This is a genomic window from Brevibacterium sp. MGP-B1, from assembly GCF_057766545.1.
On the sequence record NZ_CM173407.1, the window covers coordinates 4,256,157 to 4,276,975 of the forward strand.

At 63.9% G+C, this 20,819-nt stretch carries 19 protein-coding genes and 1 pseudogene; 13 read left to right on the forward strand and 7 right to left on the reverse strand.

The annotated features are described in order from the left end of the window. The first annotated feature begins 40 nt into the window (after positions 1-40). From AC3CD9_RS19220 to AC3CD9_RS19240, 5 genes and pseudogenes are all read left to right on the forward strand, one after another. Positions 41-1,135 (forward strand): cupin domain-containing protein, encoded by a 1,095-nt coding sequence (locus AC3CD9_RS19220; RefSeq protein WP_488365614.1) that lies wholly within the window; start codon positions 41-43, stop codon positions 1,133-1,135. Between the two features lie 113 nt (positions 1,136-1,248). After that, positions 1,249-1,842: a hypothetical protein gene (locus tag AC3CD9_RS19225; protein ID WP_488365615.1), complete on the forward strand. Its 594-nt coding sequence runs from the start codon at positions 1,249-1,251 to the stop codon at positions 1,840-1,842. A gap of 212 nt (positions 1,843-2,054) precedes the next feature. Beyond that, entirely contained in the window at positions 2,055-2,483 is a 429-nt protein-coding gene (locus AC3CD9_RS19230) for an RES domain-containing protein (protein ID WP_488365616.1), read from the forward strand. Positions 2,484-2,652: 169 nt separating this feature from the next. Next, positions 2,653-2,862: pseudogene (locus AC3CD9_RS19235) on the forward strand (dihydrofolate reductase family protein); the annotation flags it as partial. Positions 2,863-2,879: 17 nt separating this feature from the next. Beyond that, a complete protein-coding gene (locus tag AC3CD9_RS19240) occupies positions 2,880-3,116 on the forward strand; it encodes a dihydrofolate reductase family protein (protein ID WP_488367589.1) in 237 nt (78 codons plus the stop codon). Positions 3,117-3,199: 83 nt separating this feature from the next. On the opposite strand, the gene AC3CD9_RS19245 is transcribed toward AC3CD9_RS19240, so the two are convergent. Beyond that, positions 3,200-3,460, reverse strand: coding sequence for a hypothetical protein (locus tag AC3CD9_RS19245; protein WP_488367593.1), 261 nt, complete (start codon positions 3,458-3,460; stop codon positions 3,200-3,202). A gap of 297 nt (positions 3,461-3,757) precedes the next feature. Between AC3CD9_RS19245 and AC3CD9_RS19250 the strand changes: the two genes are divergently transcribed. Together AC3CD9_RS19250 and AC3CD9_RS19255 are read left to right on the forward strand one after the other, a co-directional pair. Continuing rightward, a complete protein-coding gene (locus AC3CD9_RS19250; RefSeq protein WP_488365617.1) occupies positions 3,758-4,282 on the forward strand; it encodes a hypothetical protein in 525 nt (174 codons plus the stop codon). A gap of 14 nt (positions 4,283-4,296) precedes the next feature. Beyond that, on the forward strand, positions 4,297-4,929 hold the full coding sequence (locus AC3CD9_RS19255; protein ID WP_488365618.1) for an RES family NAD+ phosphorylase: 633 nt from the start codon (positions 4,297-4,299) through the stop codon (positions 4,927-4,929). Between the two features lie 168 nt (positions 4,930-5,097). Here the strand turns inward: AC3CD9_RS19255 and AC3CD9_RS19260 are convergent, their stop codons facing one another. From AC3CD9_RS19260 to AC3CD9_RS19275, 4 genes are all read right to left on the reverse strand, one after another. Continuing rightward, positions 5,098-6,480: a cation:dicarboxylate symporter family transporter gene (locus tag AC3CD9_RS19260; RefSeq protein ID WP_488365619.1), complete on the reverse strand. Its 1,383-nt coding sequence runs from the start codon at positions 6,478-6,480 to the stop codon at positions 5,098-5,100. A 200-nt stretch (positions 6,481-6,680) separates the two neighbouring features. Next, positions 6,681-6,986, reverse strand: a complete 306-nt coding sequence (locus AC3CD9_RS19265) for a hypothetical protein (RefSeq protein ID WP_488365620.1) — start codon at positions 6,984-6,986, stop codon at positions 6,681-6,683. Between the two features lie 38 nt (positions 6,987-7,024). Beyond that, the gene (locus AC3CD9_RS19270) at positions 7,025-8,416 is read right to left on the reverse strand and encodes an alpha,alpha-trehalose-phosphate synthase (UDP-forming) (protein ID WP_488365621.1); all 1,392 of its coding nucleotides are present in this window, start codon (positions 8,414-8,416) and stop codon (positions 7,025-7,027) included. A gap of 122 nt (positions 8,417-8,538) precedes the next feature. After that, positions 8,539-8,754, reverse strand: a complete 216-nt coding sequence (locus AC3CD9_RS19275; protein WP_488365622.1) for a CsbD family protein — start codon at positions 8,752-8,754, stop codon at positions 8,539-8,541. 338 nt (positions 8,755-9,092) lie between these two features. On the opposite strand from AC3CD9_RS19275, the gene AC3CD9_RS19280 reads away from it, so the two are divergent. The 5 genes from AC3CD9_RS19280 to AC3CD9_RS19300 all read left to right on the forward strand — a co-directional run bounded on the left by AC3CD9_RS19280 (position 9,093) and on the right by AC3CD9_RS19300 (position 15,425). Then, on the forward strand, positions 9,093-9,749 hold the full coding sequence (locus tag AC3CD9_RS19280) for a TetR/AcrR family transcriptional regulator (RefSeq protein WP_488365623.1): 657 nt from the start codon (positions 9,093-9,095) through the stop codon (positions 9,747-9,749). 102 nt (positions 9,750-9,851) lie between these two features. After that, complete coding sequence (locus AC3CD9_RS19285; protein ID WP_488365624.1) at positions 9,852-10,280, forward strand: hypothetical protein; 429 nt, start codon at positions 9,852-9,854, stop codon at positions 10,278-10,280. Then, entirely contained in the window at positions 10,280-12,013 is a 1,734-nt protein-coding gene (locus tag AC3CD9_RS19290; protein ID WP_488365625.1) for a sensor histidine kinase, read from the forward strand. Before AC3CD9_RS19285 ends, AC3CD9_RS19290 begins: the two co-directional genes overlap by 1 nt. Then, a complete protein-coding gene (locus AC3CD9_RS19295; RefSeq protein ID WP_488365626.1) occupies positions 11,961-12,704 on the forward strand; it encodes a response regulator in 744 nt (247 codons plus the stop codon). The genes AC3CD9_RS19290 and AC3CD9_RS19295 overlap by 53 nt, the downstream gene beginning before the upstream one ends. Positions 12,705-13,133: 429 nt before the next feature. Next, on the forward strand, positions 13,134-15,425 hold the full coding sequence (locus AC3CD9_RS19300; RefSeq protein ID WP_488365627.1) for a helix-turn-helix transcriptional regulator: 2,292 nt from the start codon (positions 13,134-13,136) through the stop codon (positions 15,423-15,425). A gap of 110 nt (positions 15,426-15,535) precedes the next feature. Here AC3CD9_RS19300 and AC3CD9_RS19305 read toward each other — a convergent pair whose 3' ends face one another. Further along, positions 15,536-17,320: a sigma-70 family RNA polymerase sigma factor gene (locus tag AC3CD9_RS19305; RefSeq protein ID WP_488365628.1), complete on the reverse strand. Its 1,785-nt coding sequence runs from the start codon at positions 17,318-17,320 to the stop codon at positions 15,536-15,538. Between the two features lie 519 nt (positions 17,321-17,839). On the opposite strand from AC3CD9_RS19305, the gene AC3CD9_RS19310 reads away from it, so the two are divergent. Continuing rightward, positions 17,840-19,969, forward strand: a complete 2,130-nt coding sequence (locus AC3CD9_RS19310) for a SpaA isopeptide-forming pilin-related protein (RefSeq protein ID WP_488365629.1) — start codon at positions 17,840-17,842, stop codon at positions 19,967-19,969. Positions 19,970-20,030: 61 nt separating this feature from the next. Here the strand turns inward: AC3CD9_RS19310 and AC3CD9_RS19315 are convergent, their stop codons facing one another. Then, entirely contained in the window at positions 20,031-20,810 is a 780-nt protein-coding gene (locus tag AC3CD9_RS19315; protein ID WP_488365630.1) for an AraC family transcriptional regulator, read from the reverse strand. Positions 20,811-20,819: the final 9 nt, after the last annotated feature.

The following is a 20,819-nucleotide window of genomic DNA, read 5'->3' on the forward strand; positions in this document are numbered from 1 at the left end:
CACGCCGAACCCACGTTCCACCACTGATGAAAGGCCGACAATGACCACTGCATTCGACTGGGAGAGCATCCAGAAGACCGCTCTGCTGCGTGACGAACTTCCCGGGGAACTCGCCCCTTTCGCACTGTCCTCGGGCGAAGGCCTGCGCCACCACCTCGGCGACTGGCACGTGACGACGATGGCGAGGAACGCGGACACCGGTGGGGAGTTCTCGCTGTACCGGATCGCCCTTCCCGGCGGGTCGGCCACTCCGGTTCTGTCGGTTCCGGGGCATTCGTTCGTCCACGTCATCGAGGGCGAGGTGACTCTGACCTTCGATGGTCGAGTCCACCGACTCATCGGAGGGGATTCGGCATCGATTCCTGCCGGGACCGGGTTCTCAATCTCCGGTGGGGCGACGCTCAACTCGTTCTTCCTCTATTCCACCGAGGAGTGGCTGCACCGTTTGGCCGCCGAGGCCGGGGAAGCGACGGGATCGCACATCTTCTCCAGGCGTCCCGCCTCGGCGGTCTCCGAACTGCTGCGCAGTGAGCTCAGTGATGGGTTCGGGGTCACGATCCACGACGGAAACGGACCCTCGAACGGCGAATCTCTGGTCGGCGAATCCTCGGTCGGGGGCGCCGAAGCGAAGCGGCCTGGCAATCATCTGCCCGAGGGTGAGGTGCCCTTCGTCAACGCGGCCGGGCACGGCGACAGGTTCGAGACCTTCGAACAGATGAACGCCTACCCGGTGCGCGCCCGCAACACCGGAGGCAGTTTCTTCGCCATGGACACGAGGGGCGCGAAGGCCCCCTATATTCCACTGCACTTCCACCGGGAGCATTCGGAGAACTTCCTCTGCCTCGGCGGTCGAGTCAAGCTCCATGCCAACGGCGAAGAGGTGGTCCTCACCCCCGGCGATTTCCTCCATGCTCCGGCCGGCACGATCCACAGCTTCTCCCTGGCCGCGAACAACACGCACATGCTCGGCCTGCTCACACCCCCGGTGTTCGAACCGTTCTTCGAGTACATGAACGACCCCACCGACGAGTACGTCCACGTCGAGGGCGGAGAGCCGCACTTCCCGGCCGCAGGATTCGAGAAGGCCCAGGCAGAACTCGATCTCGTCGTCGTTGGGCCGCCGCCCAAAATGTGATTATTCGGAAGGGGCTGCCTTGGCAATCGGATGTGAAGCTTCACGAGTGCCGGAAACTGGGCAACATGACTGAGCCCTGGAGTTACTCCGCGTTACGCCGTAACACGGTGTTTATGAGTACTGAGGCATTCGACCACACAGAGCGTCTGGAGACTGCCCTGAGTCGTCGGGGCAATCCGTTGAGTGTTGATGCCTTCATGGACATCCTCCGCGAGATGAGCGATCCGGCCTCGGAGTCGCTGTCTGCAGGTGAACGTGATTTCCTGCTCGAGATGACTGATCTCTCCGAAGAGGATCTGTCCGCAGAGTCGCACGAGGCCGCGCGCGTCCAGGTCGCCGAGGATCGGATACTCGCGGAGAAGGAATCTCGGGACTCTGCTCTGACGACCGGTGAGGTCGCCGAACTGCTGGGACGCCAGGGTGCCAGCATCCGTCGATCGAAGCTGACTGGTGACTTGTATGCCCTGCCGACGAATAGCGGACGCGCCACACTGTTTCCGGACTGGCAGTTCGACGGGAATCAGGTAGTTCCGGGGCTGCGAGCGATCATCCCGGAATTCCCTCGGTACGCCCACCCGCTGACCATCCAGCAGTTCATGACAGAGGAGAACGACGAGCTGGACGGCAGGTCGCCTGTCGAGTGGCTGAGCGCCGGAGGGGCAGTCGAGGCTGTGGCCTCGTTGGTTGCTGAACTGGCGCACGAGTGAGTCCCACTCGGCCGAAGAATCCGCGCAGCCCTCAAGTTCCACTGTCACTTCCTCCGGAGTCCGTGTACAGGCACACCGGAGCGTTATGGAGAATCCATACGAACTCGGGGCAGCATCCGGCCGCGTGGAACGATCTTCGCTGGACGGGACCGGTTCGCAGTCAACGCTGGGACCCGCACCACGGACCGCTGGGGGCTCAGTCGACTGCCGGAGTGTCCTACACAGCGTCGAGCTACATCACCTGCTTCACTGCGGTGTTCCAGGATGCCCGGGCGATCACACTGACGTCAGACAAGGCACTATCGGGGTGGATCCCGAGCCGACCACTTGAATTGCTCAACCTGACCGGCGGTGACGGGTCGGGGGATTGGGCGCTGCGCCATGGTGCATCTGCCTCGCTTCCGCAGGCGTCGAAGACCACTTGTCGTGCATGGGCCGCAGCCATCCATGATCAGCTGGGTGATCGGATCGATGGCCTCTGGGTTCCGTCTGCGGTCGTGGGCGATCCGGCAGTCGTGCTGTTCACGCGAGCTGCTTCGGCGTTTCCAGCAACACCGAGCTTCTCCCGGACGCTCGAACACGATGATGTTCGAGTCATGGCGGTGAAAGTCCGCAACCGGCTGGGCTGGCCCATTCGGTAGTCGTCGGGCTTATGCGGGCCGTTGCAAAGGCCCGACCACGGCGCATTCTGCACCCCAGATGCTCGCGAGAAAGTGCTTGAAGCCTTCAGGCGCGAGGTCTACGCTCAAATGGATTGCAGAGCACAATCACAGCGGACTGATCTCGTCCGATGGGCCGCAGGGGACCACAATGAGCACGGTCATCGTCAACCAGACCATCAGCCTCGACGGGTATGCCGCCGGGACAAGCCAGACCGAGGAGCGCCCGTTCGGCGACGACGGTGACGATGGCTGGGGCAACAGGCAGCACGCCTGGATGTTCGAGCAGGGTGAGGAGAACCGTGCCGAAGTCGACCAGTTGGCTGGCGCGCGCGTACACATCATGGGCCGAAAAATGTTCGGGCCTGTGCGCCGCGCATGGGACCGCGACTGGAACGGGTGGTGGGGAGACAACCCGCCGTTCCACGGCCCATCAACCAGTACCTTGTTGCAGGACTGGTCGACGAGCTGCGCCTTCATATCGTTCCCTTTACGCTCGGAGCCGGCACTCGTCTCTTCGACAGAGTGCCCGCGCTTAACCTGGAGCAGATTTACGCACGTGCTGCGAGCACAGTCACCCATGTCAGTTACCGGGTGCCCCGCGAAAATAGATGAAACGACGCGGGTGCTGGTCAGTCTGGGCGACTGGACCAGCACCCGTCGGCGATGCGTTACGCAGCTGGGAAGAGCAACTTTCATCACCTGTTGTATTCAATCTGGCTGTACCAGAACGCGGGGTTCTTTCCGATCTTGTGATAGACGCAGTGCTCCTTGATCTTCACTTTGTACCCTTTGGCGACGTAATTCCCAAAGGATGCCGCGGTACCGCCCATGCAACGTGCATGACTCGGATAGTTGATCCCATAGCTGTAAGCCTGCGCCGGCGATGCCGCTAGGACCGTCGCTGAGGCGAGTCCGACCGCCAAGGCAGCGGATACTGCTGCTTTCTTGAACTTCATATGGTCCTCCTAATCTGTGATTTGTCATCTGACGACACCACGCTATTGAGGAAGATGCCTTGTTGTGATGCAGGCTTGTGCCAAATTTGTGTCTTGCTGTGATTGCGGATCGGCCCGCGGTGTGCGGTCGAAGCGCCGGTTAGGCGGTTGGGGAGGCGCTCGGCCGAGACTGCCTCGGCCTGGGACAGGCAAGCACTGTGGGCATTTGCCTAAAAGCTAGTTGACATGGTTGACGTGGTTGAAGCGAGGTGAGATGCTGGTTGACACGGTTGACAACATATAAGATGAGGTCTGATCATGAACTCGGCGACCGCTGCGCACCAACGACGTGATGCGAACGAGCGCGCGATACTTGAGGCTGTCAGGCGCGAGCTCGCTGAAGTTCCGACAGCTGACCTGGAGAACGTCAAGGATGCCGAAGCTCTCGGCTCCAAGATGGTCGCCATGGTTCCGCGGAGTGCGGGAGGCCAACTAGGCAGAATCATCGGCCCGGTGTACTCCACTAAAGCATTGATGACGATGTGGGGAATCACCCGTCAAGGTGTGAGTAAGAGAGTCCGTGAAGGTCGCCTTTTCGTGTTGACCGTTCAGGGGCGGACACTATTCCCCGCGTTTCAGTTCAACGGCAAGCGTGTCCGCGAGGACGTCCTGCGTATAGTCGGCATTCTCCGCGTTTCAGCTGATGCGTTCACCATCGCACAATGGATGCGCACACCACTGGTCGAGGCAGGGGACCGAACACCACTCGAGCTGCTCGACGCAGATGAGGCTGACCTGGTGGAGAACCTGGCCAAGCGCAGTGCTTCTCGTTGGTCTGCGTAAGTCGACGCCAAACAATGGACAGAGAGACCGTTGCCCAGCGACAACCGGATCCTGATCGCGATCTGAGCACTTTCCCAAGCCGACCCGTGGATGCCGGCACACGCTGGCGGAGAGGGCACTGGCAAAAGCATGAGCCGTGGTATTTCGCTTCAGACGGAAAGGGGCGGTTCAACCTCGCTGCGCCGTTCGGTACCTGCTACTTGGCGAGCAGTGACGACGTTGCTGCTCGTGAGGCCATTGGCCCCGATATTGCTCGATCCGGTGTGGTTGCCAGCACATTTCTCGAAGGCAGGGTTGTATCGAGTCTGACTTTGGCCGAGTCGATCCAGGCGGCGCATGTCTCGAGTGATGAAGCCTTTCCGTTCGGGGTTACGTCTGAGTTGTGCTCTATGGCGAAGTTTCAAGTTCCGCGTCAGTGGGCTCATAGCTTGCACGAGTTCGGATTCGAAGGGATTTGGTACCACCCGCGATTCTCTCCAGGTGCAGATGCACGCGCCATCGCGGTATTCGGTCCAGCAGGTGTGGAAACGGGTGAAGTCCACGAGCAGAAGTCACTTCGCGCCGTTGTTGAGAGCATGGCAATCGAAATTGTCGATCCTGACAATCTCGAAGAATTCGAGATCCTGGACGAGCCGACCGAAACGTAGATCCACGACGGCCCGAAGGGCCACTGTGGACTCACCAGTGTGTCAGACGATGGCATGACGATACTGCTCCCCGCCTCGGCGACGGAAGACGAAAAACCACGGGTGCCGGCGTCCTCACGATGAGGACATCGGCACCCGTGGTGGTTGTGGAGCGGGAGCGACCGAAGGTCAGCTCACGGCGACCTTTTCGCCGTCAGCGGGGCGAGCCTCCTCGGCGGGCCCCCCATGCACATCCGGCTCGAGCGAGAGCTCGTCGAACGGATTCTGACCGGACAGCGTGGCACGGGCCTGGTCGAGGTCGATCTCGTTCGTCCACTTGCCGATGAGCAGGGTGGCTACGGCGTTGCCGGTGAAGTTCGTCAGTGCACGGCACTCGGACATGAACTTGTCGATGCCGACGATGACGCCCATGCCGTCGAGCAGCTCGGGGCGGTGCGACTGCAGACCGGCGGCCAGGGTGGCCAGGCCCGCACCAGTGACTCCGGCGGCGCCTTTCGAGGCGATGATCATGAACACGAGCAGCGAGATCTGCTCGGGGATCGACATCGGCATGCCCATTGCCGAGGACACGAACAGCGAGGCCATGGTCAGGTAGATGGCAGTGCCGTCGAGGTTGAACGAGTAGCCGGTGGGCACGGTGATGCCGACGACCGGCTTCGACACACCCACGTGCTCCATCTTCGCGATGAGGCGCGGCAGGGCCGACTCGGACGACGAGGTGGAGAAGATGAGCAGGAACTCACGGGCCAGGTACTTCAGCAGCAGGAAGATGTTGAGCCCGGTGACGATCTTGAGCAGACCGCCGAGGACGATGACGATGAACAGCGCACAGGTGAGGTAGAAGGCGCCCATGAGAGTCGCCATTGCACCGATCGCAGCCCAGCCGGTCTTGCCGACGACCGCGGCGATCGCACCGAAGGCACCGACAGGAGCGGCCCACATGATCATCATCATGAGCTTGAAGACGACGGCCTGGATGTGCTTGATTCCGGTGAGCACGGGCTCGCCGGCCTTGCCCATCGACTGCAGGGCGAATCCGACGAGGAGCGCGAGCACGAGGGTCGGCAGCACCGGGATGTCACCGGGGATGAGGCTCATGAGGAAGCCGACCATGCCGCCTTCCTCGCCGCCGGAGGCCTCTTCGTACGGCTGGAGGTGGAGTCCGTCGCCGGGGTGGATGAAGTTGCCGACGACGAGGCCGATGACCAGGGCGAAGGTCGCCATGACAAGGAAGTAGATGAGGGCCAGTCCGCCGACCTTGCCGACGGTGGCGGCCTTCGCCACGGAGCCGACGCCGAGGACGATGGTGCAGAAGATGACCGGGGCGATGATCATCTTGATGAGCGCGACGAAGGCCTTGCCCAGCGGTTCGAGGGCGATTCCCGCTTCGGGGGCGATGAGCCCGATGGCGGCACCGGCGAACACGGCGACGATGACCATGATGTAGAGCCAGTGAGTGCGATCCTTCTTCCGCTGCGGGGCACCCTGACCGGTGGCTGCTGCGGTGGCGGTGCCCGAATTCGCGGGTCCGCCTTCTTGCTGTGGCGACATTGCCATGATTCCTCCAGATGATTTCCGCGAACTCACCCGTCGGTGGGTGCGAACGCGCGCGGCGACTGGCCGCGGTGGTGATGTACCCGACAACTGTGCCAGCCGATGTGACGGGTGTCTCGGTTGCGTTCATAGTGTTCACAGGAGGAGTGAGACGCGCCGAAGCAGGAGTATGGCCAGGGAGGACGGGCCGGCGAGGGTCAGGCCTGCGGCTCCTCCGCGTGCCGGTGACCGGCATCGGCACGCGGTTCCCGCTGCTCGAGGGCCTTGAGGCCGATGGGGCAGGTGATGGTGAGCTTGAGGCGTCGGCTCTTGGCGTCTTCGACGGCCCGCCACATGAGCTCCCGGCGGTGCCGATCTGCCTGTATGGGCTCGATAGCTTCGCAGTAGATGAACATGACCTCATTGGCGTCGGGCTCGAGTTTGTAATGGAGCGCGGCCACGAGCCTGCCGGGAAGGTAGAGGTCGTATTTCGAGGATTCCTGGTTGTTGAGCATCGTGTACACAGTGGTCTCCTGGGGTGGGTCGGTCAGAATGGTCGGTGTCACCAGTCGCTGGGCGACAGAGCCGCCGCAGATGCTGGGTTTCGCAGGTCGTGGAGGAAAGCTTGCGCCCAGCGGCGGACGTCGAAGGCGGCGACGGTGTCGGCCATCGCATCCATGCGTCTCCGAGCCTCGTCTTCGCTGAGCGTTGCGGCGTGATGGATGGCCGCCTTCAGGCCGGCCCGGTCGTGAGGATTGACGACGATGGCTTGGTCGAGTTCTTCGGCGGCTCCTGCGAATTCGGAGAGGACGAGTGCTCCGCCCCTGCCTCGGCGGGCAGTGGCGAATTCCTTGGCCACGAGGTTCATCCCGTCCCGCAGGGAGGTGACGAGCAGGATGTCGGCGGCCAGGTACAGGGCGACGGCTTCCTCTGTCGAATGTGAGTGGTGGGAGTAGTGGATGACATCGCCGCCGAGAGTGGAGAACCTCCCATTGATGCGCCCGACCGTATGTTCGACCTCGTCGCGCAGGTCCTGGTAGGCGCGCACGCCTTCACGCGAGGGGACTGCGATCTGTGCGAGACAGGTTCCCTGCGCATCGAGCATTCCGTCATCGATCAGCTCCTCGACGGCCCACAGCCGGTGCAGGATTCCCTTCGAATAGTCGAGGCGATCCACACCGATCATGAGGGTGGCGGGATCGCCCAGGTCACGGCGGAAGCATCGGGCCATCTCTTGTACCGCCGGAGATTCGGCCGCGGCCCGGATCTCCTCGACGTCGATCGAGATAGGGTACGAGCCGACGCGGCCGCGAAGTTCCTCGGGATCCATGCCCAGCAGCTTCTGCATAGCCTGGCGGGCGTTAGCGGCATCGGCCTCTCGCTGGAGACCGATGACATCGGCCCCGAGCAGGCCGCGGAGGATCTCGTCACGCCAGGGCAACTGGGCCATCTGCTCGACGGGAGGGAACGGAATATGGCAGAAGTATCCGATCCGGATGTCCGGTCGTTGAGCGCGGATCATCGCCGGTACGAGCTGGAGGTGGTAATCGTGTACCCAGACTGTCGCCCCAGTCTCGGCGGCCTCGACCGCGGCTTGTGCGAATCGGGCGTTGACTTCCCGATAGGCCCGCCACCATGAGCGGTGGTACTGCGGCGCGACGATGAGGTCGTGGTGCAGCGGCCATAGAGTGGCGTTGCAGAATCCCTCATAGTACTGCTGATGTTCGTCATGGCTGAGGGAGACGGGGACGAGGCTCATCCCGTCGAAGTCGAAGGGCTCGAGGCTGTCGTCATGTGTGTTCGACCAGCCGACCCAAGCTCCACCGTGTTCACGCACGACAGGAGCTACGGCGGAGACCAGTCCGCCGGGCGAGACCTCCCACGCCCCATCGTTGCGGTCGACGGGGAGGCGATTGGCCACCACGACGAAAGCATGGCGGTCAGTTCCCATCATCTTCTCTTCTTCTCGTGCCGCCGGGACGGATCGTACCGACACGTCGACTTCGGGGGCATGGGATCTGAAAGCATGGCCGAAGGGCGGAGGCGGACAATGCCTCCGCCCTCCAGCCGCGTCCCTCAGTCCTCCGGTGAGTCCTTGAGCGAGTCTCTGACGCCCTTCAGTGAGTCTTTGGCATCGTCGCCGACCTGCTTGATCTTGCCCTTGGCCGCGTCCGTCTTGCCTTCGGCCTCGAGGCTCTTGTCGTCGGTGGCCTTGCCGGCAGCGGCCTTCGCCTTGCCCTTGAGCTCTTCTGCCTTGTCCGAAGCCTTGTCGGCCTTGTCGTGAGAATTCATGATTCGTCCTTTCGTGTGGATCGGTCTGGACGTTCCGCTCTGACGAGCTCTATTCATGTTTACGGTGTAATCAACTTAGCAGATCGGGTTTTCGCTGCGCAATAGATCAGGCGAGCCGGGTGCATCGGAGCTCAGCGATGCGGCTTCGGTGGGGCGGGAAGGTTGGCGAATGGCCCTTGTGCGAGGGATCTGTGGAGAGTGATAACTTAGTCATCCATGAGGTGTTTACAGCGTAATCGCATTATGAGGGGATCTCTCGACGCGGCGGAGCAAGCGAGTAGACTGGCGGTGAAAGCCGCCCGGTCTGCGACATCTCCGACGAGGAAAGGGGAGTGCGCGTGGTTCAGCAGCGACTCGACCGTACCCAGGTCGTCGAGTCGGCGATCGCCTTCGTCGATGCCTGCGGTCTCAGCGAACTCACGATGCGGCGCCTCGGAACGGCCTTGGACGTAGAAGCGATGGCACTGTATCGGCACGTCTCCGGGCGCGCGGACCTTCTCGAGGCCATGGTTGACGAGCTCATCGACGGTCTCTTCGATGACGATCTCATGACCGAGGACTCCCATTCGTGGGAGGAATACCTGCAGCGTGTCGCCAATGCCACGCGCAATCTGGCTATCGAGCATCCGCGGATCTTCCCGCTCATTGCCACGCAGCCGCCTCAGGCCCCCTGGCTGCGTCCACCGTTGCGCAGTGTGCGCTGGGTCGAGGACTTCCTGTCCTCGTTGCAGCGTTTCGGGTTCGCCGACGCCGAGGCGGTGGCCGCATACAAGGCCTTCACGAGTTTCCTCGTCGGCGCGCTTCTGCTCCAGGCGGCCTCCCTGAACCCGGAGGTCATCGGAGACGAGGAGGACTCCTCCGTTGGCAGCGACCTCGGCGAGTATCCCACGGTGCGGCGATTGCAGGGCCTGCTGATGGAAGACCATGCTCAGCGCGAGTTCGACGATGCCCTCGACGATCTCATCGAGCGGATCCGCACCAGCACGCAGATTTGAGAACCACTGCCACCGGAGTTGACAGCATCTGTTCCTGTGGCGTGCCTGCGCCCTCACGGATAGTCTTGGCTCAGTGACGATCCGATTACAAAGGAGCAGGATATGAAACTCAGCACCGCACTTCTGCGCGCAGTTCCCGGCGCATTCATCCTCAATTCGGGCATCGGCAAGCTCGGCATCGACGAGGAATCCGCCGCCGGACTCCAGCAGATGGCCGCCAACGGTGTTCCCATGGTCGAGAACATGACCCCCGCCCAGTTCGGGAAGTTCCTCTCCTATGGTGAGATCGCCGTCGGCTCCGCCCTGCTGCTGCCGTTCGTGCCCACCCGCATTGCCGGTGCCGCACTGACGACCTTCGCCGCCGGCCTCGTCGCGAACTACTTCTCCATCGATTCGATGACCAAGGACGACGGCATCCGCCCGTCCGAGGACGGCACCGCCGTGGCCAAGGACACTTGGCTGGCCGCAATCGGTCTGGCCCTCCTCATCTCGGGCGGCAGCAAGAAGCAAAAGAAGAGCGTTAAGAAGTAATGACGTCCCTCCCGGCCCCACCACGGCGGGGCCGGGAGCGATTCCAGGTTCGCCGAGGCGGAACCCTGGCGAGGCGCCTCTTCCTCGTCCAACTCGTCCTCATCGTCCTCGTCTGCACTGCCCTGTCGGTGACGAGCCACGTGACGACGCTGAACAACATCCGGCACGCCACCGGAGAGCGAGTCCTGTCCATCGCCGAGACGCTGGCCCACGATCCCTTTGTCACCGAGGCTGTGACCGGGGACGACCCCTCCGCCCGCTTGCAGCCATATGCACTGACCGTCATCGATTTCGCCGAGGTGGATTTCGTGACGATCATGGACCGCGACGGCACGCGCTACACCCACCCCGACCCCGACCAACTGGGCAAGACCTACCTCGGCAGCACTGCGAAAGCCCGGGCCGGGCAGACCCAGACCGAAGAGTACGTGGGCACGCTCGGGCCGTCGGTGCGCGCGATCGTGCCGATCACGGACGCCGATGGCGAGGTCACCGCCATGGTCGCCGTCGGCGTGACTCTCGAGACCCTGTCGGTCGCGCAGGCGGCCTCCCTGCCGCAGATCATCCTCGTCGGCCTCGCCGCGCTCGCCCTCGGCGGACTCGGTTCCTGGCTGCTCGCCCGCTACCTGCGCCGAGTCACCCTCGGCTATGGTCCGGAGGAACTGCGCCGGCTGTTCGCGTTCTACGATTCGGCCCTGCATTCCCTGCGCGAGGGCCTCATCCTCGCCGACGAGTCCGGCCGGCTCGTCCTCTACAATGATGAGGCCGCGTCCCTGCTCGGCCTGCCCAAGGTGGAGGAATCGACGCCGATCTCCCTCGCCGAGGTGGCCCTGCCCGAATCTGTCCGCGACCTTCTGACGACCGGTCGGGTCGCCGTCGACGAAATCCACTTCACCGAGGATCGCGTCCTCGTCATCAGTCAGAAACAGGCCCGGCAGCCGCGCGGCGGGCGCGATGAAGGCGGAACGGTCGCGACCCTGCGCGATCGCACGGACATCCAGGAACTCACCGGAGAGCTGGCGACGATGACCACTCTGTCCGAGGCCCTGCGCGCCCAGACCCACGAACATGCCAACCGTTTGCACACGGTCTCCACGCTCCTCGAACTCGGTCGGGTGCAGGAGGCGCTGGACTTCGCGGTCAAGGACGAGCAGGAATCGCAGCGGCTGACGGATTCCTTCGTCGCCTCCCTCGACGAACCATTCATCACCGCGCTCATGATCGGCAAGGCCGCGCAGGCCAATGAGCGCGGCATCGAACTCACCGTCACCGCCACCGGCGAACTCCCTCCCCAACGACTCGACGCCCGCGACCTCGTCACCGTTGCCGGAAACCTTCTCGACAATGCCTTCGACGCGGTCGCTGACTCGGATGAGAAGCACGTGTGGGCGGACTTCGTCGCCGCTGACGGAGAGCTCATCATCACCATCGCCGATTCCGGTGCCGGCGTTGCCGGGGAGGACATCGATGCGCTCTTCCACCTCGGCGCCTCGGCGAAACCCGAGGTCGGGGGAGTGGGACGGCACGGATTCGGGCTCGTCTTGGTTCGGCAGGCGGTGAGCCGCCTCGGCGGACATATCGATGTCGATTCCGATGGCGGTGCGATCTTCACGGTGACGCTTCCACTGGGGGACATCGACGCGGCCGGCGACTACGATTCTTCGGAGGAACCCACCGCGGATGGTGAGGATTCGAGTCAGGATCGGGCGGAAGGAGACTCACGTGAGCGATGATGCCGCGCTGCGGGTGCTCATCGTCGAAGACGATCCGATGACGGCGCAGGCGCATGCGGACTTCGTGGCCCGGGTGCCCGGGTTCGAGGTCGTCGGAACGTGCCTGGGCGGGCACGAGGCGATCGAACGCTTCGACGAACTCGCCGCGGCCGGGACGCCAGTCGATATCGTCCTCCTCGACATGAACCTCACGGATTCGCACGGTCTCGAGGTTGCCGGGCGCCTGAACGCGCGCGGTCAGGACGTCGACATCATCGCGATCACCGCGGTGCGGCACCTGCAGGTGATCCGATCGGCGATCTCGTCGGGCATCACGCAGTACCTCATCAAGCCCTTCACCTTCGCGTCGTTCCGGGAAAAGCTGGAAAACCAGCGGGAGTTCCGGCGCGGGCTCAGCGGATCGGGGTCGTTGGCGACTCAGGCCTCGGTGGACAATGCGCTCTCAGCCCTACGGTCGGTATCGTCGACGACCCTGCCGAAGGGACTCATCGCCGAGACCTTGGAGGCCGTGTCCGCCTTCGTTCGCGATTCCACGGTTCCGGTCTCCGCCACCGAGGTGGGGCGTCGGCTTGATCTGTCCAGGGTCACCGTCCGCCGGTATTTGGAACACCTCGTCTCGACGAAGCAGGCGATCAAACAGCCTCGGCACGGGACTCCGGGGCGACCGGAGTACGAGTATCGGTGGGTGTGAATTGACTGCTGTTTCCCACGAGCCCCACGGACGAAGGCGGGCGAAGGAATCTCTTCCTTCGCCCGCCTGCTTTTGCGCGAGATCAGTGGCTTCGTCTGTCTGAGCAGTCGTTGAAGTGCTCGATCATGCAGTCGGCCCCGGACGGGGGCAGATCAGGGAAAAGGGACCTGACAGAGGACATGCGGTTGAGCGCTCGGAGCTGTCTTCGGTGGAATCTCCAACGTCGCCGCCGTCGAGGCTGGAATCTATGATCAGCTGATGTGCAAATGCTGAGATTTGCCGCTGGTGAGCCGAGAACTGATCTCGGTTCACCAGCGGCACCAGTACGATGCGGTACTCTGACAACTGCCCAACGCCGCATTTCCCCTCCTTGTGGCATTTCCCCACTGTCCGTCGGCATCCGCCGCACTAGCAGAGAAGAACCGTGCCGTGACCAGTACCTGCCCTGTAGACCCCAAAAGCAATGACGAGGCGACTCCCCGAAAGGACTCCGGTTTCGAGTTCCGGTTCGGTCCTCGCGCATCGTCCATCGACTCCTTTGCCGAGTCGGTCGGCCACAGTGATGAGCTGTCCCCAGCCGCTCTCGAACAGCTCTTCAGCTGCAGCGGCGGTCGCTCCCGTATCGCCGACACGCTCGTGCGAGCACGTGTCAACGCCGGCATACCGCTTACCGACGATGACCCCGACCGCATCGATGCGATGCTCTCATCTTCGTTGACGCCGGAAATCGAGGGCACCAATCGCGAATCCGGGGCACTCTACCTGTTGACCCTGTTCGCGTGGGCCCCGCGAATCACCTCGGCGATGGTCGATCTCATCCACGCCGCCTTCGCCGCCGCCGAGGTGGCCCCATCGGCAGGGGCCTCGCCTGAAGGACTCACTTCGCTCCTCGTCGACGAGGGACTCCTGACAGTCCCGACCGACACCGAAAAGGTGTTCACGGTCCCGCCCTTGATCCGCATGCTCATGCGTCGAATCGTCACGTGCGGCTCCGACACCGCCGACAGGAGTCCGCGCGAAGCGCTCGGAGCGGCGGTCTCTGATTCCATCGGCCGACAGCGTTCGGACAGACGCGAAGGTCTGACCGAGGTCGTCGAACTCGTCATGGAGCTCCGTGATTGGCATGTCCTCGAACGGGCATGGGCGCGCCGTTCGGTCAATGTCTTCATCGATGTGCCCAGCGCCATCGAGGCCTACCTCAGCGTCCCCGAGGAGGTGTTGGCGCAGAACCCGATCCTCACCCTGGCTCGCAGCGCCGCCCGTCGCATCGACTCGACCCGCACGCGTCTGGGCACCGACGACATGGCGGCACTGGCTGCGGCCACGGATTTCGCCAGCATCGTGCTGCCCGAGATGCACGGACTCCTGTCCGCCGAGACCGAACGTCGACTCACCGCCGACGAGGTGACTGTGGTGACCATGCTAGAAGCGCGGACGCACCGGCTCAATCGGGAGAACGAAGCCGCGTTGAACGTCATCGATGTGGGACGGGAACGTCTGCGCCACCTCGGCGCGGGAGAGCCCGGGCCCACGCTGATGCTGCAGGCCGAACTCAACCTCGAGCACGGGCGGAATCTGGTGGTGGCCGGTCGCTTCCCCGAAGCGATGCGCGTGCTCCAGCGGGTCGTCCAGTTCGCCGAGATCTATGCCCCGAACTCGCCGCACCCGCTGCTCGCGGGTCTTGTGGAGACCGCCCTGGCCGGAATGGGGCACGGACACGGATCGGATATGGACCGCAACCTGGAACGCGCACGTGAGGACGCTCGCAGATTCGGAATGGCCGCGCTGCCGGACGAATATACGGCCCTGTGCATCGAATCGATGCGCAGCCTGGACCGGCTCGATCTCGATGCGGCCGGGCAGATCCTCACCGCACTCGACCAGTCGAAGCCCACCCAGTTCCTGGGGCCCATTCCGCACGTGCTGAGAAGCCTGTGTTTTGTGTATGAAGGGCGAGCCTCGGCCGCGGCGAAGCTGTTGGTGGAGAGTCCGCAGGTTCAACTTCTGCCGACGACAGGAGTTCCGAGCTCACGGTTCTCGGCCATCGTCAACATCGTCGGCTTCGTGCTGGCCGCCGCGGGGGAGGGGAAGGCCCTGCAGGACCTGGCCGGCCGAATGAGCCCGCAGAGTTCGGGGTACTCGGTCGTCAAGGCTCGTCAGGCCCTCGTCTTCGGGCAGCACGATCCCCTGTGGACCGCCACAGGACAGTTGCTGGCCGGCGATGAGGGGCCCAGGCTCAAGAGCTCCGCCATGGCTCTGCGTGCCGACATGCTGCACCATGAGGGCCGTTCCGCCGAGGCGCTGGAGGCCTTCGTCGACATGCTCGACTACTGTGCGATCACGGCTTCGGTGCTTGCTGTCACTCAGTTGTCGAAGTCTGCTCGAGAGGTGCTCATTCCCGCTTCGGCCGGTTGTTCCGAGTGGGTGGACGTGGCGCGGTCGTTCAATTCTGCGGAGATCACGTCGGCCGTGTTGCAGAAGCGTCTGCTCGAGCTGCCGGAGACTTCTCCGGTGTCCCCGGACTTCCAGACCGATCTCACGCCGACCGAGCAGTCGCTGCTGTTCGCGATCGACTCATCGAAGTCGATCGCGCAGATCGCCCGTGAGTTCGGAGTGGTGCCGGGTACGCTGAAGAACCGACTGTCTGCGCTTTACCGCAAACTCGGCGTGCGCAGCCGCGCCGAGGCTGTGGCCTACGCCCACCGCGTTCAGCAGAGGTGACTGCGTGAGAATCGTCTGCGGCGAGGCGGCCGCCTGCCGGCCAGTTGTCAGAGGCACCGGACCGATCGATCCACCGCGAGCAGTCTGAGCTCTCCGTCTTCGGCGGTGGATCAGTGGCAGAACTCCCACCAGCCGACGACGTGACAGTGGGATCCTTCGTCAGGGTCTTCTCCGTCGGCGTCTGAGGCGTCAGAAGCATCTGCTGCAGTCGAATCGTCTGCGTCTGCTTCTGAGGTCGAGTCGACCCCCGCATCCGGTTCGCTGGGCGCGGTCGAGGAGCCCGCGTCGCCGTTCGCAGCCGCATCGTCAGTGCCTTCCGACGATTCCGATGAGGAGTCGGAACTCGGTTCTGCTGGGGCCGAAGGAGTGCTGCTCGGTTCTGGGCCGGGCTCGCTCGAGACCGTCGGCTCCTCGGCCGGTGTGGGTTCGGCAGTCTCGGGGGTCGTTTCGGATGAGGGCTCATCCGGTTCGGCAGGCGGAGCCTCGGCGGGTTCCTGCTCTTCGTCCTCGTCCCTCGGCTGCTGCCGGTCGGACGAGGAGGGGGTCTGGGTCTTTTCCTGCGGGGCGGGCTTTTGAGTGTTCTCCCTAGAGGCCCGCGACCGCTCCTCCTCGCGTGAAGCGGAGCGCTCAGCGGCGTTCTGCTCGCGTTCGTCCGAACTCTCACCTCTCTCATCGCTTCCGGCCGGCCCAGCAGCGTGCGGTGGAGAGACTGAAGAAGGCGTCGTCTTCGGTGAGCCAGCAGGCGCGGAGGAAGTCTCTGCCGCAGCAGCAGACTGTGGGGCAGGGTCGCTCTGAAGATTCACAAGTGTGGCGGCACCGGCCGCGATGGCGGCACTGGCGGCGATGCTCGCGATGGCGACTTTGACCGCCGACGCCCCGGCCGCGATTCCGGTGGTGCTGCCTCCGGAGCCGCCTGCAGCCGCTGTGCCCGTGCTGCTCTTCGAAACTGCGGCTGCCGGGCTTGAGTGCGGCTCCGCGGCGATCGTACTCGACTGCCCTTCGGGCCCGACGTTCGCCGTTCCTGCTCCCGTCAGCAGCACAGCTGCTTCCGGGAAATGGCCCCATTCGATCAGCGCGGCAGCGAGAGCAGCGGGCGTGATCCATGCCTGGAACGTCGTATTGACGCTGCGGAGCTTGAAGGACTGACGGCGGCAGTGACCGCAGTGGCTGAGATGGGTCTCGATCGCTTCGGAGCGTTTCGGGCTCAGCTGCCGGCGCACGAAACGCGCAAGCTCGGAGGAGTACTCCGCACATTCAGGGGCACTGGGTTCGACGTGTTCCTGCAGATAGGCGGCCCGGAGCCCCTCTCGGGCACGACGCAGAAGCGAGCTGAAGGAATTCGGCGACAGGTCCATCTTCTCGGCTGCATCAGCGGTCGGTGTCCCGTCGATGTCGATGAGAATGAGCGCGTTCTGCCAGGTGTCGGGGAGGGTCTTGAAAGCACGGCCCAGCTGATCGCGCTCAGCCACCTCGGCGGCGTGATCGCCCGGTTCGCTGTCTGCGAGGAACGTCAGCACATCGGGTTCGACGATCGTTGTGGCACGGGCTGTCGCCGTGCGCCGGTACGATTCGGAGCGCACCGCGGCCATGAGGTACGCCTTGAACGACTCATCTGGTCCTTTCCCCTGTCCCCAGGCACGCCAGATCTTGGCGAAAGCCTCGGCGACGGCATCTTCTGCCTGCGCACGATCACGGTTGAGGCGCAGTGCGAAATGCAATGCGGGCAGCCGATGCCGGGCATAGAGCTCACCATAGGCTGCCCGTGCGGCTGCTGATTCGGGCCGATGGTGACGGATCCGGGCACAGAGGTCGGAGTCGCTGAGTTCGCTGCCCGGGCGCGGCAGTCCGAAAGGGGAGCGGGAACTATCGGCCGATGACGACCACGCTTCGGTCATCGGATCATCGCCTCGAAAGTAAGGCGCGGACGTCGATGGGGAGACTGCATGAGGGACCTCAACTGTGAGTTCGGGGACAGTTCGGGGCATTTCAGGGGGAGTGGAAGAACTCTACAGGAGCAGAACCCAGCTTCCCAATCACCCAGGTCTGGGTACACGGCGACGCATTCTCGGCCGTATGAGCAGGAAAGCCCACGTGTGACTGAGCAATTTCAATTCGGCCGGACACACGACCGAAGACCTTGTCCTCGTGCTCCGGAAGAAACTTCTGGAACTCGCGAACGAAAGCCTCCGCGCGCAGGTCTCAGTCTATGGAGAGGTCAAGACCCACGATCGCTCCGAGCCTGAGCCGGCAGTTGGACGACAGCCGATTCGGGTCCCCTCCGAGTCCCGGACTCGCCCGAGGCGGCCCTGCAGAACCACGTGGCTGCAGGGCCGCCTCACCCCCATGGTCAGTGCATCCGCTTACCTGGCATTCGTCGAATGCCAGGTGACGGCTTTTTCTGAAGGAGCCAACCCTTGTCTCTGAAGCGACATCCTCTGACGAAGCACGGAGCCGCGATCCTCGCATCGTCCGTTCTTGCTTCGTTCGCATTCCTCGGTGCCTCCGTCGCGCCGGCACAGGCCGCGGCGGAACCCCTGCCGAACCCCTCATTGGCCGACAAATGCGGCCTCGATATCGGGGTCGTCCTCGACCTGTCGAATTCCCTGTCCGATCGAGACGTCGACGATTCGAAGTCGGCCGCCAAATCTGTCGTCAGCGGCCTCTCGGGGACTCCCAGCAGAGTGTCTGTCAACTCGTTTGCGACGTTCGGGCCTGACGGCACCAATGAGCCGATCAACAGCACCTCTGTCGCAACCTCGGACTCAGTGGACGAACTCAATGAGCAGATCGTCGCGCTTCGGCGGGTTCCGCAGGACTCGGGAGGCACGAACTGGGACCGCGGGCTCGGGCAGCTGGGCGGCACGAACCACGACTTGGTGCTGTTCGTCACCGATGGCAAGCCCACGGCATACGGGGTGCCGGGGTCCGAACAGGGCAATACCGACCGCGGTACGCGAACCGATCAGATCGACATCGACAAAGCCATCGAATCGGCGAATGCGCTGAAATCTCAAGGTACCAAGGTCGTCGGTTTGGGAGTGGGCAGCGAGATCAACGAGGGCAACATCAAGCTGGTCTCGGGCCAGACCGCAGGAGATGACTACTATGTGGTCTCGGACTACTCCGAATTGGCCGAACAGCTCCGTGAGATCGCCACGAAGAGCTGCCGCGGAACTCTCAACGTCACCAAACTCATCGACCCCGGGGCCGGCAAACATGCGAAGAGCACCGCGACACACCCGGGCGAGGGCTGGACGATCTCGTCCCCGGACTCGGTGGACGGAGTCGAGAAGACCACCGATGCGGCCGGGACGGTGAGCTTCAAACTGCAGACCCCGGCCGAAGGGGTGCGGGCCTCGGAGAAGCAGCAGGAAGGCTACCGACTGCAGCAGCAGTCCGGTTCGAACGCGCTCTGCACCGCTGACGGACGCGAAGTCGGCACCAGAAACATCGCCGACGGATTCGAATTGACCGAGACTGTGGACACGGACGCGATCATCACCTGTCGGATCGTCAACGAACAGATTCCCGGCGCACTGAGCTGGAAGAAGGTCGACGAGGACGGCAAAGCGCTCGCCGGTGCGGAATTCACACTGACGGGTCCGGACGGCGAGGACTTCGTCGTGGCCGACAATGGAGAGCTCGACGCCGATGAGGCGGCCGGGCAGTTCGAAGTGACCGACTTGGCTTGGGGCGACTACACCATGACGGAGACCCGCGCTCCCGACGGATATGTGCTCACGGACGAGACGCAGACCGTGACGATCACCGGTGAGAAGCGGGACGTGGCGTTCTCAGACATCGTCAACAAGAAGGATGTCGAAGGCGGTGCCGATCCGGGTGGCGACGCCTCTGCAGACCCGGGTTCAGACGCGGACACTTCCACCGATCCTGATGCGGACGCTGACTTGGACGCGTCGCCTGATGCGGATGCATCGACTGACCCGGATGCTGCCGCCGACCCCGACGCATCATCCGACCCGGACACTTCGTCCGACGTGAATGCCGACCCCGACGCGTCGAAGGAGTCAGATGCCGAAGCTTCGACCGATCCCGATGGTGCTGACGATGCCTCGACTGACCCGGACGGCAAGGACGAGGAGTCAAAGGATGCTGACGTAGACGCCACCGCCGATTCGGACGGCCAGGACTCGGCATCGGCCGATCCTAGCGACCAGGACACAGCTTCGATGGACACCAATGCCAAGGCAACGGCCGAGCCGGATGCCGATGCGGCGACTGATCCGGGCGCCGGCGACTCGGCCGCAGCTGATCCGGACGCTGATGACTCGGCCGCGACGAACTCGAACGCGGGCAGTGCTGCGTCGAGCACGTCTGAAGGCGGAAGCACCTCAGCCGATGGATCCGCCAGCGACAGCGGAGGGAACACCAGCGGAGGAAACGACCGCGGCAGCGACGGTTCTCATCTGCCGAGGACAGGCGCCGCTGGAGCGATGACCTTCGGCCTCCTCGGCGCGCTCCTCGTCGGGGGCGGAATCGCCGCTATCCTCGTGTCGAGGCGACAGAAGCCCGATCCGATGTGATGCGACCTCCTACCTGATCCGTGCGCAGAGGGCGGAGCCGAATCGTCATCGGCTCCGCCCTCTACCGTCTGGAGAATATGGCGGGTGTCGTGCCCAGGGTCGAGCGGAAATGGCGGGTGAGATGGGCCTGATCGTGGAATCCTGACTCCACGGCCGCCTCGGCGGGGGAGCGACCGGCCAGGAGAAGCCTGCGGGCGCGATCGACCCGGCGACCGATGACGTACCGGTGGGGCGCGATCCCGAACGTCGTGGTGAACACCCGCACCAGGTGGCTGCGGTGTGCGCCGAGCTCGGCGGCCGCCTCGGCGATGGTGAAGGACTCGAGCAGACGATCATCGAGCATCTCCCGCAGACGACGGGCGAGCGGCGCATCGGACGCGGCCTCGGTCGACGGCGCGAGGCAGGAATTCACGATCTCGTGCAGGGCCAGGACACCGCATTCGGCGGCTAAGGCATCGGCGGGATCGGCAAGGGCGGAGTGGATATCGGTGACGGTGTTCAGCGCATCGGCGCCGAGCAGGGTGGGCGAATCGGCCGCAGCGTCGACAGCGGTCGGCGGCAGCCAATCGGCATCGAGGTAGAGCACCCGTTTGCGAAAGCCCTGGTCAGCCAGTGCGGAACGGCCATCGTGAGGCACCTGCGGCGGCAGCAGCGTCACGGCCGCGGGAGTGGCGAGGTGATCGTGACGGTCGAGGTCATAGGTCACCGCGCCGTCGTCGATGAGCAGCACCGTCCACGAATCGTGGGTGTGCGCGGGGTAGGCGTGATGATCGAAACGGGCGTGCAGGACTTCCTGCACCTGCGGGACCGCAGGATGCCACGCGCGGATGACGTCGACCATGCAACAAAT

Excerpts from the sequence above, each read along its gene's own strand:
- AC3CD9_RS19295 (WP_488365626.1), top strand. The coding sequence starts at position 11,961 with ATGGTGAGGATTCGAGTCAGGATCGGGCGGAAGGAGACTCACGTGAGC.
- AC3CD9_RS19225 (WP_488365615.1), top strand. The coding sequence starts at position 1,249 with ATGAGTACTGAGGCATTCGACCACACAGAGCGTCTGGAGACTGCCCTG.
- AC3CD9_RS19315 (WP_488365630.1), bottom strand. The coding sequence starts at position 20,810 with ATGGTCGACGTCATCCGCGCGTGGCATCCTGCGGTCCCGCAGGTGCAG.
- AC3CD9_RS19250 (WP_488365617.1), top strand. The coding sequence starts at position 3,758 with ATGAACTCGGCGACCGCTGCGCACCAACGACGTGATGCGAACGAGCGC.
- AC3CD9_RS19240 (WP_488367589.1), top strand. The coding sequence starts at position 2,880 with ATGGGACCGCGACTGGAACGGGTGGTGGGGAGACAACCCGCCGTTCCA.
- AC3CD9_RS19245 (WP_488367593.1), bottom strand. The coding sequence starts at position 3,460 with ATGAAGTTCAAGAAAGCAGCAGTATCCGCTGCCTTGGCGGTCGGACTC.
- AC3CD9_RS19305 (WP_488365628.1), bottom strand. The coding sequence starts at position 17,320 with ATGACCGAAGCGTGGTCGTCATCGGCCGATAGTTCCCGCTCCCCTTTC.
- AC3CD9_RS19220 (WP_488365614.1), top strand. The coding sequence starts at position 41 with ATGACCACTGCATTCGACTGGGAGAGCATCCAGAAGACCGCTCTGCTG.
- AC3CD9_RS19255 (WP_488365618.1), top strand. The coding sequence starts at position 4,297 with ATGGACAGAGAGACCGTTGCCCAGCGACAACCGGATCCTGATCGCGAT.
- AC3CD9_RS19270 (WP_488365621.1), bottom strand. The coding sequence starts at position 8,416 with ATGATGGGAACTGACCGCCATGCTTTCGTCGTGGTGGCCAATCGCCTC.
- AC3CD9_RS19275 (WP_488365622.1), bottom strand. The coding sequence starts at position 8,754 with ATGAATTCTCACGACAAGGCCGACAAGGCTTCGGACAAGGCAGAAGAG.
- AC3CD9_RS19290 (WP_488365625.1), top strand. The coding sequence starts at position 10,280 with ATGACGTCCCTCCCGGCCCCACCACGGCGGGGCCGGGAGCGATTCCAG.
- AC3CD9_RS19285 (WP_488365624.1), top strand. The coding sequence starts at position 9,852 with ATGAAACTCAGCACCGCACTTCTGCGCGCAGTTCCCGGCGCATTCATC.
- AC3CD9_RS19260 (WP_488365619.1), bottom strand. The coding sequence starts at position 6,480 with ATGTCGCCACAGCAAGAAGGCGGACCCGCGAATTCGGGCACCGCCACC.